This is a genomic window from Streptomyces sp. NPDC048002, from assembly GCF_040653275.1.
In the GTDB taxonomy this organism is placed as follows: Bacteria; Actinomycetota; Actinomycetes; order Streptomycetales; family Streptomycetaceae; genus Streptomyces.
This window is the reverse complement of sequence record NZ_JBEZNL010000002.1, coordinates 30,937-53,544: the sequence shown is the minus strand read 5'-3', so window position 1 is coordinate 53,544 and position 22,608 is coordinate 30,937. Positions and strand designations below refer to the sequence as shown.

The following is a 22,608-nucleotide window of genomic DNA, read 5'->3' as shown; positions in this document are numbered from 1 at the left end:
GCCGCCACGACCCGGGAGGGTCGCGGCGGCCCCGCGGCAGCTCACGGCAGGCGTCAGTTGACGCTGCCCATCAGCTCCTTGACCTTCTTGCGGTACATCCACACCGCCACACCGGCCGCCACGGCGAGCGTGGCCTCCAGGGCGACGACACCGGTCTTGTTGAGGTCCACACCGGCGATGGAGAGCAGGCCGGTCGTGGCGTCACCCGCGGTGACGGCCAGGAACCAGACGCCCATCATCTGCGAGGCGTACTTCGCCGGAGCCATCTTCGTCGTCACCGACAGACCCACCGGGGACAGCAGCAGCTCACCGACGGTCTGGACGAAGTAGATCGCCACCAGCCACATCGCGGCCGCCTTGTGACCGCCCTCGGCGATCGACAGCGGGGCCAGGAAGAGGAAGAAGGACGCGCCGACCAGGACCAGACCCGAGGCGAACTTCACGATCGTGCTCGGCTCCTTGCCGCGCCGGTTCAGCGCGAGCCAGAACCAGGCGAAGACCGGGGCCAGCGCCATGATCAGGACCGGGTTGACCGACTGGTACCAGGAGACCGGGAACTCCCAGCCGAGGACGGAGTTGTCGGCGGAGGAGTCGGCGAAGATCGACAGGGTCGAGCCGCCCTGGTCGTAGATCATCCAGAAGACGGCCGCGGCGACGAAGAACCAGATGTACGCGGACATCGACTTCTGCTCGGTGCGGTCCAGGTCCTTGTCGCGCTTTATGCGCACCAGGACCATCGTCGGGATGATCACGCCGAGCAGGGTCAGCGGAACCAGGATCCAGTTCAGCGTGTAGTGGCCGGAGAAGCCGACGATCGCGTAGAAGACCACGGCGATACCGGCCCAGATCGCGGCCTTGCGCAGGGTGGCGGACTTCTCCGCGGCCGACAGCGGCGTCGGGACGACGCTGGAGCGTGCGGCGAGGTTGCGGCTGCCGATCAGGAACTGGGCGAGGCCGAGCGCCATGCCGAGCGCGGCGAGCGCGAAGCCGAGGTGCCAGTTCACGTTCTCGCCGATGGTGCCGATGATCAGCGGCGCGGCGAAGGCACCGAGGTTGATGCCCATGTAGAAGACGGTGAAGCCACCGTCGCGGCGGGGGTCGTCCGGGCCGTCGTAGAGGTGGCCGACCATCGTGGAGATGTTGGCCTTCAGCAGACCCGAGCCGATCGCGACCAGTCCCAGACCGGCGAAGAAGGTGCCCGAGGAGGGCAGGGCCAGCGTGAGGTGGCCGAGCATGATCACCGCGCCGGCGACCGCGACGGTCTTGCGCGGACCCCAGACCCGGTCGCCGAACCAGCCGCCGGGCATGGCGAGCAGGTACACGAGCGACACGTACACGGAGTAGATCGCGGTGGCCGTCGCCGCGTCGAGGTGGAGGCCACCCGGCGCCACGAGGTACAGCGGGAGCAGGGCCCTCATGCCGTAGTAGGAGAACCTCTCCCACATCTCGGTCATGAAGAGAGTGGCCAGTCCGCGGGGGTGGCCGAAGAAGGTCTTCTCGGAACCGGGGGTGCCCGGGGTGACCGAGTCCTTCGTCAGGCTGGACGCCATGGTCGTTCCTTGCTGGTCGGGACGCGCTGCTGGAGCGTTGCGCGCCCGGTGGGGGGCGGCCGGCACCGGCGGAGTCGCACACGTCCACCCCACGCCCAGGGGAGTCCGCTCCGGGTCACGGAGCGGCGGACGCCGACCACCGGGATCCACGCCTCCCGCGCGTCGATGCGCGGTGAGGCCCGGCCACAGGTCATTCCTTTCGAGGCCGGCGCGAACCGGCCCGCACACAAAAGAGACCCTCAGCGTCAGATACGTCGCCGAAGGTCCCCGTGGTGCTACAGGCGTTCAATCACCATACGGCAGGACAGCGCCTGAAATGGAAGGACTTGAGACACGGATCACAGGTGTCGCCGGAACCGCGCACACTCTTTCGAAGGTCTCACGCATCATGTCACCTCAGGACCAATGGTCTGGACCAAGGTAAGAGCCCGGTGAGGGGGAGGTGTGAATCACTCCCGGCCGTCCCATCCCGGCTCTTGTCCCGGGCGGACTACCATCAGCTCATGACCCGTGTACTGCTCGCCGAGGACGACGCGTCCATCTCGGAGCCGCTGGCCCGCGCACTGCGCCGGGAAGGGTACGAGGTCGAGGTGCGCGAGGACGGACCCACGGCGCTCGAAGCCGGTATGCAGGGCGGCGTCGACCTGGTGGTGCTCGACCTCGGGCTGCCCGGCATGGACGGTCTGGAGGTGGCGCGGCGGCTGCGGGCCGAGGGCCACAGCGTCCCGATCCTCATCCTGACCGCGCGTGCCGACGAGGTGGACACCGTCGTCGGCCTCGACGCGGGCGCCGACGACTACGTCACCAAGCCCTTCCGCCTCGCCGAGCTGCTCGCCCGGGTCCGGGCCCTGCTCCGGCGCGGCGCCGCCGAGCCGCCGCAGCCCCCGGCCACCCACGGGGTCCGCATCGACGTCGAGTCGCACCGCGCCTGGATGGGCGAGGAGGAGCTCCAGCTCACCGCCAAGGAGTTCGACCTGCTGCGGGTCCTGGTCCGGGACGCCGGCCGGGTCGTCACGCGCGACCAGCTGATGCGCGAGGTCTGGGACACCACCTGGTGGTCGTCGACCAAGACCCTCGACATGCACATCTCCTGGCTGCGCAAGAAGCTCGGCGACGACGCGGCGAACCCCCGCTACATCGCGACCGTGCGCGGTGTGGGATTCCGGTTCGAGAAGAGCTGAGCCCCGCGCGATGAGTAGGACGGGGCCATGCGCCGCCGACTGATCCAGTCCACGCTCGCCGTGGTGCTCGTGGTGATCGCCGTCTTCGGGGTCTCCCTGGTCATCGTCGAGACCCGCACGATCAGCAGCACCGCCCAGGAGCGCGTCGACTCCGAGGCGGTGCGGCTCGCGTCCATCGTGGACAGCCGGCTGATCGCGACCGGGGCCGTCACCGCGGACATGCTCCGCGACCAGGTGCCCGAGGACCGGTACGCGGTGATCCGGGTGCCCGGGGAGAAGCCCATCGCGCTCGGCACCAGGCCGACCGGCGACACCATCACCGCCAGCCGCATGGGCGAGGAGGGCGAGACGGTCACCGTCCAGGAGCCCCGCTCCGCGGTGACCCGCGAGGTCGGACGGACCCTGCTGATCATCGGCGCGGTCGCGCTGCTCGCGGTGATCGCGGCCGTCCTGCTCGCCCTGCGGCAGGCGAACCGGCTGGCCTCCCCGCTCACCGACCTCGCCGAGACCGCCGAACGCCTCGGCTCCGGCGACCCCCGGCCCCGGCACAAGCGCTACGGCGTCCATGAGCTGGACCGGGTCGCGGACGTGCTGGACGCCAGCGCGGAGCGGATCGCCCGGATGCTCACGGCGGAACGGCGGCTCGCCGCGGACGCCTCCCACCAGCTGCGGACGCCGCTGACCGCGCTGTCGATGCGCCTGGAGGAGATCACCCTCACCGACGACCCCGACACGGTGAAGGAGGAGGCCACGATCGCGCTGACCCAGGTGGAACGCCTGACCGACGTGGTCGAGCGGCTGCTGACGAACTCCCGCGACCCGCGTACCGGCTCCGCCGTCACCTTCGACCTCGACGAGGTCATCCAGCAGCAGCTCGCCGAGTGGCGGCCCGCCTACCGCAGCGCCGGGCGGGCGGTCGTCAGCTCCGGCAAGCGGCACCTGGAGGCGGTGGGCACGCCCGGGGCGGTCGCCCAGGTGCTCGCGGCGCTCATCGAGAACTCCCTGATGCACGGGGGCGGCACGGTGGCGCTGCGGACCCGGGTGACCGGGAACCAGGCGGTGATCGAGGTGACCGACGAGGGGCCCGGGGTTCCGGCGGACCTCGGGGCGCGGATCTTCGAGCGGGCGATCAGCGGGCGGAACTCCACGGGGATCGGGCTCGCGGTGGCGCGGGATCTCGCCGAGGCGGACGGGGGGCGGCTGGAGATGCTCCAGGCGACACCGCCGGTGTTCGGGCTGTTCCTGTCGCGTACGCCGGCTCGGCCGACGGGGGACGCGGCGCCCACCGTCCGATAGCGCCGGGGCGTTCTTCGGGCGCGGCGCCGTGAGGGCTGGTCGCGCAGTTCCCCGCGCCCCTTGGGGTGGTCGGGCGGCGTGTTCGGGTGCGGCTGTGTGGGGGCTTGTCGCGCAGTTCCTCGCGCCCCTGGGCCGGGGTTACGGGCGGCGGCCGGCTGTCTGCGGGGTGCGGGGGCTGGGGCGTACGGGGGTTTCCGTGGGCTGGTCGTGGGTGGGGAGGGCCCGGAAGACCCAGGTGCGGTACGACCAGAACCGGAACAGGGTCGCGATGCCGATGCCGAGGAACTTGAAGACGTTGCTCTGCACCGGGGTGTCCCAGTGGAAGCCGTACGTCGCGGCGTACAGGACACCGTTCTCGATGACCAGCCCGACACCGCTGAACAGCAGGAACAGGGTCAGTTCCTTGGTGCGCCGGGTCTTGTCGCGGTCGCGGTAGGTGAAGTACCGGAAGCCCACGTAGTTGAAGGCGATGGCCACCACCGTGGCGATGACGCTGGCCCGGACGACCTGGAGGTCGGTGAGATGCCGGACCAGGTTGAACACGCCCAGGTTGACGAGCAGCCCGGCTCCGCCCACGGCGCCGAACTTCGCGGCCTCGCGCGCAAGGCGGCGCACCAGCTCGGAGGAACCACCACGTCCCATGGAGTGAAAGCCCCCGTCGGTCGGTTTCGTCAACCAAGCCATGCTAACCACCCGCCCGAGCCGGTGCCTGTGGACCCGAACACAGGCGCGGAATCCGGCCGCCCCGGCGTGGCCGATACGCTAGGGGTGTGACGTTCCCGGTAGTCGGCATGATCGGCGGCGGCCAGCTCGCTCGTATGACACACGAGGCTGGCATCCCGCTGGGCATCAGGTTCAAGCTCCTCAGTGACACCCCTCAGGATTCCGCGGCCCAGGTGGTGAGCGAAGTCGTCATCGGCGACTACCGCGACCTGGACACGCTGCGTGACTTCGCGCGCGGGTGCGATGTGATCACCTTCGATCACGAACACGTACCCACCGAGCACCTCAGGGCCCTGGAGGCGGACGGCATCCCCGTGCGCCCCGGCCCCGACGCGCTGGTGCACGCCCAGGACAAGGGGGTGATGCGGGCGAAGCTGGACGCCATCGGTGTGCCCTGCCCACGGCACCGCATCGTCTCCGACCCCGCGGACGTGGCGGCCTTCGCGGCGGAGGGCGACGGATTCCCCGTCGTCCTGAAGACCGTGCGCGGCGGCTATGACGGCAAGGGCGTGTGGGTGGTCGACGACGAGACGGAGGCCGAGGCCCCCTTCAAGGCCGGCGTGCCCGTCCTCGCCGAGGAGAAGGTCGACTTCGTCCGCGAACTCGCCGCCAACGTCGTCCGGTCCCCGCACGGCCAGGCCGTCGCCTACCCGGTCGTCGAGTCCCGCCAGGTCGGCGGCGTCTGCGACACCGTGATCGCCCCGGCGCCCGACCTCGACCACGCCCTCGCCCTCGAAGCCGAGGAGATGGCCCTGCGGATCGCCAAGGAACTCGGCGTCGTCGGCCACCTCGCCGTCGAGCTGTTCCAGACCCGCGACGGCCGCGTCCTCGTCAACGAACTGGCGATGCGCCCGCACAACTCCGGCCACTGGACCCAGGACGGCGCGATCACCAGCCAGTTCGCCAACCATGTGCGGGCCGTCCTCGACCTCCCGCTCGGCGACCCGCGGCCCCGCGCCCCCTGGACGGTGATGGTCAACGTCCTCGGCGGCGACTACCCGGACATGTACTCCGCGTACCTGCACTGCATGGCCCGCGACCCCCGGCTGAAGATCCACATGTACGGCAAGGACGTGAAGCACGGCCGCAAGGTCGGCCATGTCAACACCTACGGCGACGACCTGGACGACGTGCTGGAGCGCGCCCGTCACGCTGCCGGCTACCTGAGAGGCACGATCACCGAATGAGCCCGCTTGTTGGCATCGTCATGGGGTCGGACAGCGACTGGCCGGTCATGGAGGCCGCCGCGCAGGCGCTCGACGAGTTCGAGATCTCGTACGAGGTCGACGTCGTCTCCGCGCACCGCATGCCGCGCGAGATGGTCGCGTACGGGGAGCAGGCCGCCGAGCGCGGACTGAAGGTGATCATCGCCGGCGCGGGCGGTGCCGCCCACCTGCCCGGCATGCTCGCCTCCGTGACCCCGCTGCCCGTCATCGGCGTGCCGGTCCCGCTGAAGTACCTGGACGGCATGGACAGCCTGCTCTCCATCGTGCAGATGCCGGCCGGTGTCCCCGTCGCGACCGTCTCGGTCGCCGGTGCCCGCAACGCCGGTCTGCTGGCCGCCCGGATCCTCGGCGCCCACGACGAGGAGCTGCTCGGCCGGATGCGGGAGTTCCAGCAGGAGCTGAACGACCAGGCCACCGAGAAGGGCAAGCGGCTGCGGGCCAAGGTCGAGGGGTCCAACGGCTTCGGCTTCGGGAAGTGACGGCCGTGGGTTCCCTGGACGCGGCCCGCGAGCTGCTGCGCGAGTTCCCCGTGGTCGACGGGCACAACGACCTGCCCTGGGCGTTGCGCGAGCAGGTCCGCTACGACCTCGCCGCCCGTGACATCGCCGTTGACCAGAGCGCTCACCTCCACACCGACCTCGGCCGTCTGCGTGCGGGCGGGGTCGGCGCGCAGTACTGGTCGGTGTACGTCCGCTCGGACCTGCCGGACCCGGTCCCGGCCACACTGGAGCAGATCGACTGCGTACGGCAGCTGATCGAGCGCCACCCGGCCGACCTGCGGGCCGCGCTGACCGCCGCCGACCTGGAGACGGCGCGCCGGGAGGGGCGGATCGCCTCGCTCATGGGCGCGGAGGGCGGGCACTCGATCGCCAACTCCCTCGGCACCCTGCGCGGCCTGTACGCCCTCGGCGTGCGCTACCTGACCCTCACCCACAACGACAACGTCGACTGGGCGGACTCGGCGACAGACGAGCCCGGCGTGGGCGGCCTGTCGCCGTTCGGCCGTGAGGTCGTGCGGGAGATGAACCGGCTCGGCATGCTGGTCGACCTCTCCCATGTCGCGGCGACCACCATGCGCGACGCGCTGGACGCCACCTCGGCGCCGGTGATCTTCTCGCACTCCTCGGCGCGCGCCGTCTGCGACCACCCGCGCAACATCCCCGACGACGTGCTGGAGCGGCTGCCCGCCAACGGCGGCGTGGCGATGGTGACCTTCGTGCCGAAGTTCGTGCTCCAGGCGGCGGTGGACTGGACGGCCGCGGCGGACGAGAACATGCGCGCCCACGGCTTCCACCACCTGGAGACCACCGCGGAGGCGATGCGGGTGCACCGCGCCTTCGAGGAGAGCAACCCGCGCCCGGTCGCCACGGCGGCCACGGTGGCCGACCACCTCGACCACATGCGGGAGGTGGCGGGCATCGACCACCTCGGCATCGGCGGCGACTACGACGGCACCGCCTTCACCCCGGACGGCCTCGACGACGTCTCCGGCTACCCGAACCTGATCGCGGAGCTGCTGGACCGCGGCTGGTCGGCCGCCGACCTGGCCAAGCTGACCTGGAAGAACTCGGTGCGCGTGCTGAGCGCGGCGGAGGACGTCGCGCGCGGTCTCCAGGCCGCGGTCGGGCCCTCCAACGCCACCATCGAGGCACTGGACGGCTGAGCGGCAGCGGGGGCGGGGCATCCGGTTCGGCCGGCGGCCCCGCCCCGGCGCTTCCCGCCCGTACCGTGGAACCCGGCGTCCGCGTGGATCGCGCGGCTTCGAGGCGAGGTGTTCATGCGGATCGGTGAACTGGCCCGGCGCACCGGAGTGAGCGAACGCTCGCTGCGCTACTACGAGACCCAGGGGCTGCTGCCCGCCGACCGCACCCCCGGCGGCCACCGCGACTACCCGGAGACGGCCGTGGACCGGGTCATCCGGATCCAGGAACTGTTCGCGGCCGGACTCCACAGCGGCCGTATCGCCCACCTCCTGCCCTGTATGCGCGACAGCGACGGCGGACCCGCGGCCGCGGCCACGCCCCGCCTCGTCCAGGACCTCACCGAGGAGCGGGAACGCCTCGACCGGATGATCGCCGACCTGGAGCGGTCCCGGGAGACGCTGGACGAGGTGATCGAGGCCGCGGGAGGCAACTGACCCGGCGGGCCCCCGAACGCCCCGGGAGCCGTCCACGGCGCGGAGCGCCGAACCGGACGGCCGAACCCGGACCGGGCCCGGCGCCCGCTCAAGGGTGGTCTATGCGGCACAGGCAGAACGGGTGCCCCGCCGGGTCGGCGAAGACCCGGGCGTCCTCCGTCACCGGGTCCTGCTCGCGTCTGAGCAGCCGGGCCCCCAGCGCCAGCACCCGGCGCTCCGCCGCGTCGACCTCCGCCCAGGTCGCCCCGGCGTCCAGGTCGAGGTGGAACTGCTGGGCGTCCCCGCCCTCCCGGGGCCAGGCCGGCGGCCTGAACCCCGGCTCGCGGTTGAAGGCCAGCCGGGGCACTCCCGGCGCCTCCAGCACCACCCAGTCCTCGTCCTGCACGTGGGGAGTGCCGCCCACGAGGGCCGCGTAGAACTCGGCGAGCGCGAGCGGCTCGGGGCAGTCGATCACGACGGAACGGAAGCGGGCGACGGTCATGCCTCGCCCTCCCGGCCCGGTCGGCACACGGCCACGGTCATGGAGCCGTCCCCCTCAGCAGGCGCACAGGCAGAACGGGTGCCCGGCCGGGTCGGCGTACACCCGGAAGGCGCGCGACCGGTCCTCGGTGTCCAGCGGCCGGGCGCCCAGCTCCAGCACGCCCTTCTCGGCGGTGTCCAGGTCGTCCACGGTCAGGTCGAGGTGGAACTGCTGCGAGTCCTCCGGCGAGGGCCACTTCGGCGGTACGAAGCCGGGGGCCGCCTGGAAGGAGAGCCGGAGTCCGCCCGGCGTGTTGAGGTCCACCCAGTCGTCCTCGCCCTCCACGGTGCCGCCGAGGACACCGGCGTAGAAGTCGGCCAGGGCGCGGGGGTCGGGGCAGTCCAGGACGACGACGTCCAGTCGGGCGAGAGCCATGACGTTGCTCCTCGGGTCAGTGTTACTGGAAAGGGGCTTCATGCGGTAACGCCGTTACTGCATGCTCCCGCATAGGAGGTAACGTCGCAAGCATGAATGCGCGTTCGCCCGCCCCCGGCGGCCTGGAACTGGTCGAGGCCCTGGTCAACACGGCGGACCTCGAATCGGGTGCCGACCGGCTGGACACCCCGGAGGGCCGGGCCGAACTGGGGCTGCGGGAGGACGAGGTCCCGGCCGCCCGGGAGCTGCGCGAGTCCCTGCGGGCGGCCCTCCTGGCCCACGCCGGTCACTCCGCCCACCGCACGGTGACCCCGCTGACGGACCTCCTCGCGCCGGCCCCGCTGCGCCTCGTCTTCGACGCCGGCGACGGCTCGGCGGCCCTCACTCCGGCCGGCCCGCCCACGCTGGCCTCCCGGGTCGCCTCGGCGGTGGCCCAGGCGCTGATCGCCGGCACCTGGGACCGGCTCAAGGCGTGCGAGGCGGCCGACTGCCACTGGGCGTACTACGACCGCAGCCCCGCGGGACGGGGCCGCTGGTGCTCGATGCAGGTGTGCGGGGCGCGCGCCAAGATGCGCCGGTACCGGGCCAAGTAGGCACCGGGCCGAGCAGCGGTACGCAGGAGTCGCTTGAGCACTCCTGGGTCGCCGCGCCCCGGTGTGCGGCAGAATGCGGGCAGACGCCGTTTCGGCCGACTGAGCCTCGGCCGAAGCGGCGTCGCCCGACCGGCGCCCGCTCAGCCCCTCAGGCAGGCCCGGCCCGCTCAGGCCCTCAGGCCGGCCCGGCCCCGCTCAGCCCCTCAGGCTGGCCCGGCCCCCCTCAGCCCCTCAGGCAGCCTCAGCCCCTCGGGCCGTACCCGCCTCTTCAGGCCGTCGGGCGGCCCATCGCCCGGTACGTCCAGCCCGCGGCCCGCCACCGGGCCGGGTCGAGGGCGTTGCGGCCGTCCAGCACGAGCCGGTCCGCCGCGACCGCGCCGAGCGCCGCCGGGTCCAGCTCGCGGAACTCGCGCCACTCCGTCAGATGCAGCACCACGTCCGCGCCGCGGACCGCGTCCACCGCCGAGTCGGCGTAGCCGAGCGTGGGGAAGAGCCGGCGCGCGTTGGCCATGCCCTTGGGGTCGTAGACGGTCACCTGGCCGCCCTGGAGGTGGATCTGCCCGGCGACGTTCAGCGCGGGCGAGTCCCGTACGTCGTCCGAGTCCGGCTTGAAGGTCGCGCCGAGCACCGCGACCCGCTTGCCGAGGAAGGAGCCGCCGCCCAGCGCCTGCCGGGTCAGCTCCACCATCTGGCCGCGCTGGCGCATGTTGATGGAGTCGATCTCGCGCAGGAAGGTCAGCGCCTGGTCGGCGCCCAGCTCACCGGCGCGGGCCATGAAGGCCCGGATGTCCTTGGGCAGGCAGCCGCCGCCGAAGCCGATCCCGGCCCGCAGGAACTTCTTCCCGATCCGGTCGTCGTGCCCGATGGCCTCCGCGAGCCTCGCGACGTCGCCGCCCGCGGCCTCGCACACCTCCGCCATCGCGTTGATGAACGAGATCTTCGTGGCGAGGAACGAGTTCGCCGAGGTCTTCACCAGCTCGGCGGTCGGGAAGTCGGTGACCACGAAGGGCGTGCCCTCGCCGAGGGGTGTCGCGTACACCTCGCGCAGCAGCTTCTCGGCCCGTTCGCTGCGTACCCCGGCCACGATCCGGTCGGGGTGCAGGGTGTCGTTCACGGCGAAGCCCTCGCGCAGGAACTCGGGGTTCCAGGCCAGCTCAGCGCCCTCTCCGGCCGGCGCGTGCTCGGCCAGGTAGGTGGCGAGCCGGTCCGCCGAGCCGACCGGCACCGTCGACTTGCCGACCACCAGCGCAGCTTCCCGCAGGTGCGGGGCGAGCGAGGCGAAGGCGGCGTCGACGTAGCTCATGTCGCAGGCGTACTCGCCGTGCCGCTGCGGGGTGTTCACGCAGACGAAGTGCACGTCGCCGAAGGCGCCGACCTCGGCGAAGTCCATGGTGAAGCGCAGCCGGCCGGTGGAGCCCTCGATGCCGGCGACGTGCTTGCGCAGCAGCTCCTCCAGGCCCGGCTCGAACATCGGGACCTCACCCCGCTGGAGCATCTCGATCTTCTCGGGCACGACATCGAGCCCCAGGACCTCGAAACCGAGTTCCGCCATGGCCGCGGCGTGGGTCGCGCCGAGATAGCCGGTGCCGATCACGGTGATCCTGAGGGCCATGGGTACTCCATTGAGTGGTACGGCAGCGGTGCGCGCCCGAGCATAGTCGGGGCACGGGAGTGCGCCCTACCGGGCACTTTCCCGCTGTCGCCAAGCTCACGTATCACCAGCGTGGGCGGGGCTCTAAAATTTGAGTTACTTAACGGTAGTTAGCGTCAGCATTGCAGCGTCTTTGGAGCGTGAGAGACCTTGGCCGGATCGGCTGACTTCGACCTGTACCGCCCGTCCGAGGAGCACGACATGCTCCGCGACGCCGTCCGCTCCCTGGCCGAGGCGAAGATCTCGCCGTTCGCCACCGCGGTGGACGAGGAGGCGCGCTTCCCGCAGGAGGCGCACGACGCGCTGGTCGCCAACGACCTGCACGCCGTCCACGTGCCCGAGGAGTACGGCGGCGCCGGCGCCGACGCGCTCGCCACGGTCATCGTGATCGAGGAGGTGGCCCGCGTCTGCGCGTCCTCCTCGCTGATCCCGGCCGTGAACAAGCTGGGCTCCCTGCCGGTGATCATCTCCGGCTCCGAGGACCTGAAGAAGAAGTACATGTCGCCGCTGGCCAAGGGCGAGGGCATGTTCTCCTACTGCCTCTCCGAGCCGGACGCGGGCTCGGACGCGGCCGGCATGAAGACCAAGGCGGTCCGCGACGGCGACCACTACGTCCTCAACGGCGTGAAGCGCTGGATCACCAACGCGGGCGTCAGCGAGTTCTACACGGTCATGGCGGTCACCGACCCCACCAAGCGCTCCAAGGGCATCTCCGCCTTCGTGGTGGAGAAGGGCGACGAGGGCGTCTCCTTCGGCGCCCCGGAGAAGAAGCTCGGCATCAAGGGCTCCCCGACCCGCGAGGTCTACCTCGACAACGTCCGCATCCCCGCCGACCGCATGATCGGCGAGGAGGGCACGGGCTTCGCCACCGCGATGAAGACCCTGGACCACACCCGCATCACCATCGCGGCCCAGGCCCTCGGCATCGCCCAGGGCGCCCTGGACTACGCCAAGGGCTACGTCCAGGAGCGCAAGCAGTTCGGCAAGCCGATCGCCGACTTCCAGGGCATCCAGTTCATGCTCGCCGACATGGCGATGAAGATCTCGGCCGCCCGCGCCCTGACCTACCAGGCCGCCGCCGCCTCCGAGCGCGGCGACGCCGACCTGACCTACCTGGGCGCCGCCGCCAAGTGCTTCGCCTCGGACGCGGCCATGGACGTCACCACCGACGCCGTCCAACTCCTCGGCGGCTACGGCTACACCCGCGACTACCCGCTGGAGCGCATGATGCGCGACGCGAAGATCACGCAAATCTATGAAGGCACGAACCAAGTGCAGCGGATCGTGATGGCCAGGAACCTTCCCTAGCTGCGTTTTCGCAGGTCAGAAGCTGTTTCGAAGATCCGGAGGGAGACCCTCGGCTTTCTGCCCGTTGCGGCCCGAGCAGGGCCGTTCCTGGGCGTCATGCTGGGGGAATCCTGGGCAGATGCCGGGCTGAAAACGGCCACTGACCTGTACAAACAACACAGCCCCCGGCATGACGCCGGGGGCTGTTGTCGTACGCGGATCAGGCGACCTCTGACGCCTCCGCGGAGTCGTCGGCGCCGGGTGTCAGCGGTGTAGCCGTTCTTGGCTGATGTGCGCCCCCAGCTCGCCACCGCGTCGCCCCTGGTGAACCGCTCGTGCGCCCTGAACGAGGACGGGCCATCGTGCAACTCGCCGCGGTGAACGGAAGCGGCCGGAAGCGGTCGCAGACTCCAACCCCTTCCGCACACTGCTCCAACCAACCAAAGAAGCAGCCCCGGCCACACGCCGGGGCTGCTTTGTTGCTTCGATCACTGGGCAGGACAACTCAGTTCAGGCTTCGAGCGATTCGGGGAGCACGTCACCACAGCCAGGGACAGGTACGAGGGGCGTTCGAGGTAGAAGCCGCACGACGCATCGGCACCCGAGTGCAGTTGTTCGGCAGCAGCGTTCACCAACTGGGCCAGACACGTGGTGCCCCGGTCCCTCTCCGACGCGAACCGGGGCGCGTACTCCGCCAATCGCTCCCCGAGCCAGGCCGCCGCTTCCTTCGCCTCATCCCACGTGCCACGAACAAGGGAACGGGGCTTGACGAGCCAGAACGCCGTTTCCAGCGGCGGCAGGTCAACGGTTGGGAACTCCGCCGCCACTTCCCGGTAGCGCTGGATCAGTTCCGGCCTACTTCCGGCCGGAGGCGGCTCAGGATGTGGGGGCCGCCGTAGGGCTTCCTGGTCGAAGCGGTCTTTCGGGCCGGTCCATAGATAGCCGTGGTGGTGCACAAGTCGTTCCCGTTCGAGAGGTACCAACCGGGTCGGACCCAGGGACGGGGGACGGACCCGGCCCGGCTGGCGGGAGGGGGAGGAGCAGACGTTGAGGCCGAACCGCGCCGGGTCGATCCCGGCCGCGTCCAGTTCCTCCGTGGTGAACCGCAGCGGCTCATCGCCCGGCCGCTTGCTGTCACCGAGCGCCCAGACGTCCTCACCGATCCGGGCCAGGGTCACGCACCCTTCGGTACAGGGGCCGCCGCACGCCTTCACGAACGCGGCCCCGTCGATGTCGAGCGCGTACAGGTCGGTTCCGTTCAGCATCACTGCACCTTCCTGCTCAACTGATCGCGGCCATGGCTGACCGCCGCCGCCCATGTCGGGCGGGAGTTCAAGGGAGGAGAGGCAGAGACTTCAGCGTCCGGAACCTTGGCCGCGTTCCGCGCAGCGCCAGCACTCGCATGGCGGCCATGCGCTCGTGAGCAGGGGCGGAAGGTCGTCCGTTGTGGCCACGGCTTGCTCCGGCCCCCAGGTCTGCCCTGAGTCGCGAGAGACTCGCATGGTCATCAGGGGGCGGTCCGTGAATAGCCTTGAGCCCGTTCCCTTGCTCATGACGCATGCGCTTCTGCGTGGTGCTGGCGCATCCGTACGTTGGCGTCGGATACGGCGCTGTAGTCAAACGTGGAGCGGGCGTTCTCGCGGGCTACCGATAGGGACAGGCAGTCAGCGCAACCGGGTTTGGGTGACGGCTCGCGAGGTGACTCCGACAGGCACGTCCGTGCTGTCGTGTGGGTTTCAGGATCGGAGGTTCTCTCTTCGCTCTCCATGGCGCCATCTTCGGCGGGCCACGGATGCGGCTCTAGCCTGTTTCCTGTTCCCGCAAGAAGTCATCGCGGATGCCCTCGACCAGGGTGCGCATGTCGTCACCGGACAGCGCCACTCGGGAGAAGCCGTTGAACTTCCTTACGTAGATATCTACGTCCCTGGGGTCGGTAACGAGTACCTCAGCATGGACCGTTTCCACGGTGACCATCCGGTTGTCCCGAATGGAAAAGGAGTGGTTCGCCATGTCCTGCTGCTGAATACTCAGAGGGACCACGCGGATGTCGACATGGGAGAGCCGTGATACGGAAACAATCCGGTCCAGTTGGGCGGCCATCATAGGGGGCGGGACGATCCGCCACCGCAACACGGGTTCTGTGATGACGAACCGCAGTGACTTGGAGCTGTCGTAGAGAACGGCTTGGCGTTCCAGCCGACCGCTGATCGTGCGGGCCAGTGTGTCATCGCTCAGCTCGTGGCGTTGCAGCACGGTTCGGATGTACTCGGGAGTCTGGAGCAGTCCGGGAACCAGGGCCGGTTGGAACATCCGCAGTACTGACATCTGGGCTTCGAGGGCCTTGACCTCCTGCTGACCCTTGTGAACGCCAACCCGCTTCAGCAGCCGCCACTCTGTCGTCTCCGTGCCGGCTGACCGAGCGGCCTCGGTGTACTCGGCCTTGATCTCGGGAGAGACGCCGATGGCAATGAGGATGCGTTCTACGTCCGTCGCGCTGGGCGCCAGCTTCGCGTTCTCGATCTTGGAGAGCTTCGATGGAGACATGAGTGCGCCACGGGCGACTGCTTTGGCCTCCTTTCCCGATGCCTGGCGCAGTGCCCGCAGCGCAGCCCCCAGCTGTGCCCTGTTCACGCCCCGTACTTGGCCCACCATTCGGTGAACGGTTCCGCGTGGGCGAGCGCCGCGTCACGGTGCCCGGTGAATTCCGCGGTTCGTTCCGGTGGTAGGACTTCCGAGCCCAGGTACTTTCCGACGCCGTCATAGTTCATCACGGCCACGGACTGGGAGTCGAAGAGCCAGAAGTCAGGTACGTTCGCCAGGGGGTTCGGCCTGTCGGTGATGTCCAGAATGAAGAACTCCTCACCTCCGGACATATTCCTCTGGTATCCCCATCCGAGTTCGAACCTAAGATAGTCCGTGAGTGGACGACGCAGAATGTGAACGCGGTAGACCCGTTTTCCTTCTCCGGTGTGTGAGCGGAGTTTTTCGACCCAGCCCGTGTTGTAGTCGTCCGGCTGTCGCTCCCCGGCCAGGAACGCGTGATAGGCATCGACGTTCCCGGACTTGCTGTAGTCGTCGAGGGTTTCCAGCCGGAACGCCTCATGCTGGAACGTGTCGAAGAGGTCGCCGAGGGCCCTAGATGAGGTTGTCACGGATGGCCTTCTGGATCAGTTCGATCGGGATCTCGACCAGGGTTTCGTGGGCGGGAATCTGAAGCCCGTGGTCGGTCGGAGTCTCCCCCTGGACCAAGAGCGTGCCGCGATCCGTCGCGTAGATCGTCGGGCAGTCCGTGATGTCGCACGTGCTGACCAGCTTGGTGACCTTCATGGTCTGGGTTTCCCTCTCCCGTGCTGCTGCCAGTACCCCGCATCTGGGTTGATGCTCCCGACGCCAGGGCGCGCGGGTCAAGCGATCACGGTTGACGGAACGGGAAACCGCGTAATCTCCCCGGAGCCTGCCGCTCCTCCGACCGGTCGGTGCGCTGCCGCCAGTACCGCGCCGACCTGGGCAGACTCCTGACGATCATGGGGAAATGCTGAGGAGCGCTCTGTCAAGAGGGGTGTCTGTACAGGTCAGCGCCGTACTACCTGCAAAGCACGCAGATCTACGAGGGCACCAGACAGGTCCAGCGCATCCTCATGGCGCGGAACTTGCCGTAACCCCGCGACCCCGCGACCCCGCCACGACGAGAGGGGCCCCCGGCGCCACGCCGGGGGCCCCTCTCTCGTGTGTCCGTGCCGCTCAGTTCCCGGAGACGGTGACCTTCTCGTCGTTGTTCAGCTGCTGGACCAGCTTCTTCACCTTCGCCTTGTCCCAGACGAGGTTGCCGCCCGTGGAGCCGGAGATCGGCATGTTCATCGACTTGCCCTCGCCGCCCGTGACGCCCTTCATGCCCCAGAACATCGAGGCCAGGTCGAACAGCCCCATCTCCTTGTCCACGATGAGGGTGTCCAGGCCGGCGCTCATCGTCGGGTACAGCTTGAAGGGGTTCAGCACGGTGCTCGGCGTCGCGGTCTGGTTGGCCAGGGCCGCGAGGAACTTCTGCTGGTTCTTCGTACGGTCCAGGTCGGAGCCGGCCAGCGCGTACCGGGTGCGGACGAAGGCGAGCGCCTCCTCGCCGTTCAGGGTCTGCTTGCCCTTCTTCAGGTCCGCGCCGGACTTGGTGTCCTTGATGTCCTGCGGGATGTCGATCTCGACGCCGCCGACCGCGTCCACGATGTTCGCGAAGCCCGCGAAGCCGATCTCGACGTAGTGGTCGATGTGCAGGCCGGTGTTGAACTCCACCGTCCGTACGAGCAGTTCGGGGCCGTCCTCGGCGTAGGCGGCGTTCAGCTTCACCTGCCGGCCCGTGCCCTCGTAGGTCTTGCCGGACTCCGAGCCGACGAAGGTCGGGATCTCCACGTTCGAGTCGCGCGGCAGCGAGATCAGGGTGGGCCCGTTGTCGCCGGTGTGCAGGATCATCATCGAGTCCGTGCGCTTGCCCTCGGCGGAGCCGGTGTGCAGCTTCTTCTTCTCCTCGGCGGTCATGCCCGCGCGGCTGTCGGAGCCGACGATCAGGTAGTTCGTGCCCTCGCCCGCCTCCGGCCGGTCGATGACCTTGGACAGGTCGACCTCGCGGTTGAGCTTGGAGTCGGCCCAGAAGTAGGTGCCGACGGTGGTGACGACGAGCACGGTGACGACCGTGATCGCTGTCCACTTGATCCGGCGCCGCCAGTCCGGGGCCGGCCGCGGCCCGTAGGTGCCGGAGCCGCCGTCGCCGCCACCGGGGGGCGAGCCGTAGACCTGCCCGGTGTTGTACCCGCTGTCGTAACCGCCGTAGCCGTCCTGGCCCCGGTCGTACGACTGCTGGGGCGGCACACCGTGCGGCGGTGCCGACTGGCCCCCGCCCGGACCGCGACGGACCTGCCGCATGACGCGCGCGCCTTCCGGCTCCGCGCCGGCGCTGCCGTAGCCGCTGCCGCGGTTGTCGTCGGACCATCCCTGAGGCCAGTTGTTCATGCGCCCCAGTGTGCAGGGAACGACTGTGCGTCTTACAGGGTCCGGGGGAAATAGCAGCGCGGCTGTTGCGAACCCAACACAAAGTCCGGGGTCGAGGGGCTCGGCATAAGGTGGAGGCCATGACAGACCAGGTCCCCACAGCGGAAGCGGACACCTCGGACATCCCGGGCAAGCCGACTTCCGCGTCCCGCACCACCCTGAGCCACATCATGACCCACAACGACACCAACCTGCTGGGTACGGTGCACGGCGGTGTGATCATGAAGCTGGTCGACGACGCGGCGGGCGCCGTGGCCGGCCGGCACAGCGGGGGCCCCGCCGTGACGGCGTCCATGGACGAGATGGCGTTCCTGGAGCCGGTGCGGGTCGGCGACCTGGTCCATGTGAAGGCGCAGGTCAACTGGACCGGCCGGACCTCGATGGAGGTGGGTGTGCGGGTCCTGGCGGAGCGCTGGAACGAGTCCACCGCGCCCACCCAGGTCGGCTCGGCCTATCTGGTCTTCGCGGCGGTGGACGCCGACGGCAAGCCCCGCAGGGTCCCCCAGGTCGTCCCGGAGACCGAGCGGGACAAGCGCCGCTGGCAGGAGGCGCAGATCCGCCGCACCCACCGCCTGGCCCGCCGCCGGGCCATCATGGAACTGAGGGCGAAGCGCGCGGCCGACGGCATCGAGGACTAGAGCCCGGCCGGGGCGCCGGTACCTACTTGCACCCCACCTCGTCCCCCCGCACCACCCCGGGCTCGCCGCTCTGCGCGGGTGCCGCCGCGCGGACCTTGCGGACCCGTTCGAAGTCCGAGCCCGCGATCACCTTCAGCGTCGCGCCCAGGCCCTTCACGGCCCGCAGCTCGCTGCCCGGCAGCGCCGTCGCCAGCGACTTGGCGGAGCGGTCCCAGCGCGGGTCGTAGGCCACCACGGTCCGCCGTACCGTCCGCTCCTTGGCGTTCACCGGCATCCGGGTGGTACGGAAGCCGGTGGACGCCAGCGCCGCGTCCACCCGCTTGCCCAGGCCCGCCGTGCCGGTGCCGTTCTCCACCTGCACCCGGATCTGCTGCGGGGCCACGTCCACCGTCACCGCGTCGCCCCTGGCGCGGTGCGCGGTGAGCGGCCGGTCCTCGCGCAGCGCGGCGAACAGGCCGGCCGCCTTCTCCTGGTCCCAGCGCAGCGTCGAGCCGACACCCTTGACCACGTAGCCCATCCGCCCGATGGGGACCGTGGTGAACTCCGACGACGAGGGGGAGAAGTTCCGCATCGCCCGCCCGAGGTCGAGCAGCTCGTCCGTGCCGAACCCCTTGTCCGCCCGTACCGATCCGAGCACCGCCCGGGTCACGTCCCGGAACTTCATCGGGTTCAGCAGGATCCCGGACGACGTGGCCCGCTCCACCAGCGCCGCCATGAACCGCTGCTGCCGCTGCATCCGCCCGAGGTCCGAGGCCCCGTCGACATGCCGGGCGCGGACGTACTGGAGGGCCTCGCCGCCCTTGAGGTCGTGGGTGCCGGCGGGCAGGTCGAGCCCGGTGTAGGAGTCCTTCAGCGGCTGCGAGGTGCAGATCTTCACCCCGCCCAGCACGTCCACCGTCTTCATGAAGCTGGTGAAGTCGACCTCCAGATAGTGGTCGATCTTCACCTTCGTCATCGCCTCGACCGTCCGCACGGTCAGCTGCGGCCCGCCCTCCGCGTACGCCGCGTTCAGCTTGAGCGGGTGCCCGTGATGCTGCTTGCCGCTCGTGGCGTCGCGGTGCGCCGGCGTCATCGCGTACGAGTCGCGGGGCAGGCTCACCACGCTCGCCCGGTTCCGGTCCTCCGAGATGTGCACGATCATGATCGTGTCCGTGCAGTGGCAGGGCGCCCCGCCCAGCCGGTACGCGCGCCGCTCGGCCTGCGAGATCCGGTCCCGGCCGTCGGTGCCGACCAGCAGCACGTTCATCCCGTGCCCGGCCCGCGGCCGGTTCTTCATGTCCTTGAACGGGTCCACCCGCGCGATGTCCGCGTCCAGGCTGGTCACCACCGCGTGCCCGATGCCGGCGGAGGCCAGCACCACCACCGACAGCGAGGTCACCGCCCGCATGGCCCAGCGCGGCCTCCGTTTCCGCGGCTGGGGCGGCCGCGGGGGACGTCTGCGGCGCTGAGGGGGTCGGGATGCGGGGGATGCGGGCACGGCGACACCTCCGCCAAGGCCGTACTACGGGGACGTGGGATTGTGAGCACCGTAGGCCGATACGATCTCCCGCCCGGTGCACCGCCCCGGGCGGGCGCGAGCGTGTCCCCCGTTCGCGGTAACGTGAGCCCCCTATGAACGCCAATCCCGACGTGCAGCTCCCCGCCGTGTCCGTCATCATGCCCGTCCTCAACGAGGAGCGGCATCTGCGCGGCGCCATCGAAGCGATCCTCGCGCAGCGCTACGCCGGCGAGATGGAGGTCGTGATCGCCCTCGGTCCGTCCACCGACCGCACGGACGAGATCGCGGCCCAGCTGGTCCGGGAGGACCCGCGCGTGCACACGGTGCCCAACCCCACCGGCCGCACGCCCGCCGCCCTCAACGCCGCGATCAAGGCGTCCCGCCATCCGATCGTCGTCCGCGTCGACGGCCACGGCATGCTCTCGCCGGGCTACATCGAGACCGCCGTGCGCCTGCTGGAGGAGACCGGCGCGCAGAACGTCGGCGGCATCATGCACGCCGAGGGCGAGAACGACTGGGAGCACGCGGTCGCCGCCGCGATGACCTCGAAGATCGGCGTCGGCAACGCCGCCTTCCACACCGGCGGCACGGCCGGCCCGGCCGAGACCGTCTATCTCGGGGTCTTCCGCCGGGAGGCGCTGGAGCGCCAGGACGGCTACAACGTGGAGTTCATCCGCGCCCAGGACTGGGAGCTGAACTTCCGGATCCGTGAGGCCGGCGGGCTGATCTGGTTCTCGCCCGAGCTGAAGGTGTCGTACCGCCCGCGCCCGAGCGTGAAGGCGCTGGCCAAGCAGTACAAGGACTACGGCCGCTGGCGGCATGTCGTCGCCCGCTACCACGAGGGCTCCATCAACCTGCGCTACCTGGCCCCGCCGACCGCGGTCTGCGCCATCCTGGCCGGGCTGCTGGTGGGGGTCACGCTGAGCCCGCTCGGGTTCGTGATCCCCGGCGGCTACCTCGCGGCGATCGTCCTCGGCTCCCTGCCCGCGGGCAAGGGGCTGCCGCTGAAGGCGCGGCTCCAGATCCCCGTGGCCCTCGCCACCATGCACATGTCGTGGGGCTGGGGCTTCCTGACCAGCCCCCGCGCCCTCGCCCGCAAGGTGATCGCCTCGCGCCGTCCCGCCGTGCTCAGCACCGGAAGCTGAGCCCGGCGGCTCGACCGCACCGCGGCCCCGCGGGGCCGCCGCCCGGAACCCGGCCTAGGGCTGGCCCTAGAAGGTGAAGGCCGGGTTCACGTGCATACAGGCCGACTCGTCGGCGCCGTTGAGCGCCTTGTCGGCCTCGGGCAGCTTGTCGTCCTGCTCGGGCGCCTTGTACGCGGTGCCCTCCCGCCAGTCCGCGCCCACCACGAGCGTGACACCGGTGACCGATGTGGACTGCTTCACCGAACCCAGCGGGATTCCGAGGGACTTGGCCACTCGCTGGGCGTCGCCCTCCAGCTCCGCGCTCGGGTAGCGGACGACCGTGACGTCCTCGCTCCGGATCACCGTGGCGTCGGAGACGGCCCGCGTGAAGCCCTCGGCCCGGAGCAGCCCGGCCACCGTGCCGGCCCGTCCGTTGGCGGGCCCCAGGGCGTCGGTGGCGGTGCCGTTCTGGACCTGCACGCCGATCTCGGCGTCGTCGGCCGCGGGGTCGTCGGAGAGCTCCTCCGTCGCCTTCTTCTTCTTGTCCTTGCCGTCCAGCGCGATGTCCTCGCGCACCAGCCGGAACAACTGCTCGGCCTCCTCGGTCGGCTCCACCCGGGCGCCCACGTACCGGTTCGGCATCGTGGTCATGGTGATCCGCTCCGGCTTCACCTTGCGCAGCTCGTTGCTGAGGTCGTAGAGCTTCTTGACGTCGCCGAGGCCGGGGTCGACGGTGAGCGCGTCGGTGGCCTCCTCGGCGAGCCGGCGCAGCTTCATCGGGCTGCCGAGGGTGGCGTTCTCGCGCAGCTCACGGACCATCGAGGTCATGTACATGTGCTGTGCCTTGGCGCGGGCGAGGTCGCTGCCGTCCTCGAAGCCGTACCGGGTGCGCAGCCACTGGAGGGCCTGCTTGCCCTTGATGGGGTGCGTGCCCTCCTCCAGCTTCAGACCGGAGCCGTGCCCCTGGCTGTCGCGGGAGTGGATGTTGGCGTCCACGCACACCGGCACGCCCCCGATGGCGTCCGCCATCGACACCACGCCGGAGAAGTCGACCATGACGAAGTGGTCGATGTGGATGCCGGTCAGCTCCTGCCAGGTGGCCACCGTGCAGCCGGGGCCGCCGTGGCCGAGGCTCTGGTTGGTCATGGTCCGGCCGTCGCTCGCCGGGTAGACCTCGTCGTCGTCCGGGTCGGTGCACTTGGGGATCTGGACGAGGGTGTCGCGCGGCATGCTGACCACCGACATGTTGGAGCGGTCGGCCGACAGGTGCAGCAGCATCTGGACGTCCGCCAGGGGCGCCGACCCGAAGGTCTCCTTGGCGCCCCCGAGCTTCTGGTTCTCCTCGGTGTCCCGCGCGTCGGATCCGATCAGCAGGATGTTCAGCGGGGTCTGCCCGGCCGCGTTCGGCGTGGGCTGGGCGACCTTGTTGTCCCCGAGGTTGAGGTCGTCGTGCTTGATGTTGCCGTTCAGGTGCCGGTAGTAGAGGTAGCCGGCCCCGGCCGTGCCCACTATCAGGACCGCGAGGACCGTCGCGGACCACTTCAGGAACCGCCGTCCACGGGCCGGCCGCTGTCCGCGGCGCCCGCCCATGCCCTCCCCGCCGTCGGCCGCTCCCGTGCCGCCCCCCTCGGCGACCGGTGCGGCCTCCCGCACACTGCTCTGCGTCACTGCTCGTCCCTCCCCACCCATGCCGGTCGAACCACCCCACCCTTGTGCCATGCAACGGGGCCCGCCACACGTCGGTTCAGACGTGCGGCAGGCCCGTAAGGTCA

Annotated in this window: 22 protein-coding genes and 1 pseudogene; 10 read left to right on the top strand and 13 right to left on the bottom strand. The window is 70.2% G+C overall.

Going from position 1 to position 22,608, the window contains the following annotated elements:
* Positions 1-53: 53 nt before the first annotated feature.
* A complete protein-coding gene (locus AB0E07_RS03255; RefSeq protein WP_362245868.1) occupies positions 54-1,550 on the bottom strand; it encodes an oligopeptide:H+ symporter in 1,497 nt (498 codons plus the stop codon).
* Between the two features lie 503 nt (positions 1,551-2,053).
* Here AB0E07_RS03255 and AB0E07_RS03250 point away from each other — a divergent pair.
* Positions 2,054-2,731, top strand: coding sequence for a response regulator transcription factor (locus AB0E07_RS03250; RefSeq protein ID WP_351928142.1), 678 nt, complete (start codon positions 2,054-2,056; stop codon positions 2,729-2,731).
* Between the two features lie 27 nt (positions 2,732-2,758).
* Positions 2,759-4,027 carry an ATP-binding protein gene (locus AB0E07_RS03245; protein ID WP_362245866.1) on the top strand — a complete coding sequence of 423 codons (1,269 nt, stop codon included), beginning with the start codon at positions 2,759-2,761 and terminating at the stop codon, positions 4,025-4,027.
* Between the two features lie 138 nt (positions 4,028-4,165).
* Here the strand turns inward: AB0E07_RS03245 and AB0E07_RS03240 are convergent, their stop codons facing one another.
* Positions 4,166-4,669, bottom strand: coding sequence for a GtrA family protein (locus AB0E07_RS03240; protein ID WP_362246794.1), 504 nt, complete (start codon positions 4,667-4,669; stop codon positions 4,166-4,168).
* A 128-nt stretch (positions 4,670-4,797) separates the two neighbouring features.
* On the opposite strand from AB0E07_RS03240, the gene AB0E07_RS03235 reads away from it, so the two are divergent.
* From AB0E07_RS03235 to AB0E07_RS03220, 4 genes are all read left to right on the top strand, one after another.
* On the top strand, positions 4,798-5,937 hold the full coding sequence (locus AB0E07_RS03235) for a 5-(carboxyamino)imidazole ribonucleotide synthase (protein WP_362245864.1): 1,140 nt from the start codon (positions 4,798-4,800) through the stop codon (positions 5,935-5,937).
* Positions 5,938-5,957: 20 nt separating this feature from the next.
* The gene (gene purE / locus AB0E07_RS03230; RefSeq protein ID WP_362246792.1) at positions 5,958-6,455 is read left to right on the top strand and encodes a 5-(carboxyamino)imidazole ribonucleotide mutase; all 498 of its coding nucleotides are present in this window, start codon (positions 5,958-5,960) and stop codon (positions 6,453-6,455) included.
* Entirely contained in the window at positions 6,452-7,639 is a 1,188-nt protein-coding gene (locus AB0E07_RS03225; protein ID WP_362245862.1) for a dipeptidase, read from the top strand. The genes purE and AB0E07_RS03225 overlap by 4 nt, the downstream gene beginning before the upstream one ends.
* 114 nt (positions 7,640-7,753) lie before the next feature.
* Positions 7,754-8,113 carry a MerR family transcriptional regulator gene (locus AB0E07_RS03220; RefSeq protein WP_362245860.1) on the top strand — a complete coding sequence of 120 codons (360 nt, stop codon included), beginning with the start codon at positions 7,754-7,756 and terminating at the stop codon, positions 8,111-8,113.
* 88 nt (positions 8,114-8,201) lie between these two features.
* Here the strand turns inward: AB0E07_RS03220 and AB0E07_RS03215 are convergent, their stop codons facing one another.
* Entirely contained in the window at positions 8,202-8,594 is a 393-nt protein-coding gene (locus tag AB0E07_RS03215; RefSeq protein ID WP_362245858.1) for a VOC family protein, read from the bottom strand.
* Between the two features lie 54 nt (positions 8,595-8,648).
* Positions 8,649-9,008: a VOC family protein gene (locus AB0E07_RS03210; protein ID WP_362245856.1), complete on the bottom strand. Its 360-nt coding sequence runs from the start codon at positions 9,006-9,008 to the stop codon at positions 8,649-8,651.
* A gap of 92 nt (positions 9,009-9,100) precedes the next feature.
* On the opposite strand from AB0E07_RS03210, the gene AB0E07_RS03205 reads away from it, so the two are divergent.
* Positions 9,101-9,601, top strand: coding sequence for a CGNR zinc finger domain-containing protein (locus AB0E07_RS03205; protein WP_362245854.1), 501 nt, complete (start codon positions 9,101-9,103; stop codon positions 9,599-9,601).
* A gap of 268 nt (positions 9,602-9,869) precedes the next feature.
* Here the strand turns inward: AB0E07_RS03205 and AB0E07_RS03200 are convergent, their stop codons facing one another.
* On the bottom strand, positions 9,870-11,213 hold the full coding sequence (locus AB0E07_RS03200) for a UDP-glucose/GDP-mannose dehydrogenase family protein (RefSeq protein WP_362245852.1): 1,344 nt from the start codon (positions 11,211-11,213) through the stop codon (positions 9,870-9,872).
* A 189-nt stretch (positions 11,214-11,402) separates the two neighbouring features.
* On the opposite strand from AB0E07_RS03200, the gene AB0E07_RS03195 reads away from it, so the two are divergent.
* Positions 11,403-12,560 (top strand): acyl-CoA dehydrogenase family protein, encoded by a 1,158-nt coding sequence (locus AB0E07_RS03195; RefSeq protein ID WP_362245850.1) that lies wholly within the window; start codon positions 11,403-11,405, stop codon positions 12,558-12,560.
* Between the two features lie 467 nt (positions 12,561-13,027).
* Here the strand turns inward: AB0E07_RS03195 and AB0E07_RS03190 are convergent, their stop codons facing one another.
* The 6 genes and pseudogenes from AB0E07_RS03190 to AB0E07_RS03165 all read right to left on the bottom strand — a co-directional run bounded on the left by AB0E07_RS03190 (position 13,028) and on the right by AB0E07_RS03165 (position 17,537).
* On the bottom strand, positions 13,028-13,495 hold the full coding sequence (locus tag AB0E07_RS03190) for a hypothetical protein (protein WP_362246790.1): 468 nt from the start codon (positions 13,493-13,495) through the stop codon (positions 13,028-13,030).
* Positions 13,496-13,582: 87 nt separating this feature from the next.
* Positions 13,583-13,804: pseudogene (locus AB0E07_RS03185) on the bottom strand (DUF397 domain-containing protein); the annotation flags it as partial.
* Positions 13,805-14,339: 535 nt separating this feature from the next.
* Positions 14,340-15,170, bottom strand: a complete 831-nt coding sequence (locus AB0E07_RS03180) for a helix-turn-helix transcriptional regulator (protein WP_362245848.1) — start codon at positions 15,168-15,170, stop codon at positions 14,340-14,342.
* On the bottom strand, positions 15,167-15,691 hold the full coding sequence (locus AB0E07_RS03175; protein WP_362245846.1) for a DUF6879 family protein: 525 nt from the start codon (positions 15,689-15,691) through the stop codon (positions 15,167-15,169). The genes AB0E07_RS03180 and AB0E07_RS03175 overlap by 4 nt, the downstream gene beginning before the upstream one ends.
* On the bottom strand, positions 15,675-15,866 hold the full coding sequence (locus tag AB0E07_RS03170) for a hypothetical protein (RefSeq protein WP_362245844.1): 192 nt from the start codon (positions 15,864-15,866) through the stop codon (positions 15,675-15,677). The genes AB0E07_RS03175 and AB0E07_RS03170 overlap by 17 nt, the downstream gene beginning before the upstream one ends.
* A gap of 414 nt (positions 15,867-16,280) precedes the next feature.
* Entirely contained in the window at positions 16,281-17,537 is a 1,257-nt protein-coding gene (locus tag AB0E07_RS03165; RefSeq protein WP_362245842.1) for an LCP family protein, read from the bottom strand.
* Between the two features lie 119 nt (positions 17,538-17,656).
* On the opposite strand from AB0E07_RS03165, the gene AB0E07_RS03160 reads away from it, so the two are divergent.
* Positions 17,657-18,214, top strand: a complete 558-nt coding sequence (locus AB0E07_RS03160) for an acyl-CoA thioesterase (protein ID WP_362245840.1) — start codon at positions 17,657-17,659, stop codon at positions 18,212-18,214.
* A gap of 22 nt (positions 18,215-18,236) precedes the next feature.
* Here the strand turns inward: AB0E07_RS03160 and AB0E07_RS03155 are convergent, their stop codons facing one another.
* Positions 18,237-19,601 carry an LCP family protein gene (locus AB0E07_RS03155; protein ID WP_362245838.1) on the bottom strand — a complete coding sequence of 455 codons (1,365 nt, stop codon included), beginning with the start codon at positions 19,599-19,601 and terminating at the stop codon, positions 18,237-18,239.
* Positions 19,602-19,825: 224 nt separating this feature from the next.
* Between AB0E07_RS03155 and AB0E07_RS03150 the strand changes: the two genes are divergently transcribed.
* The gene (locus AB0E07_RS03150) at positions 19,826-20,857 is read left to right on the top strand and encodes a glycosyltransferase family 2 protein (protein WP_362245836.1); all 1,032 of its coding nucleotides are present in this window, start codon (positions 19,826-19,828) and stop codon (positions 20,855-20,857) included.
* 66 nt (positions 20,858-20,923) lie between these two features.
* Here AB0E07_RS03150 and AB0E07_RS03145 read toward each other — a convergent pair whose 3' ends face one another.
* Positions 20,924-22,426: an LCP family protein gene (locus AB0E07_RS03145; RefSeq protein ID WP_362246788.1), complete on the bottom strand. Its 1,503-nt coding sequence runs from the start codon at positions 22,424-22,426 to the stop codon at positions 20,924-20,926.
* Positions 22,427-22,608 lie beyond the last annotated feature (182 nt).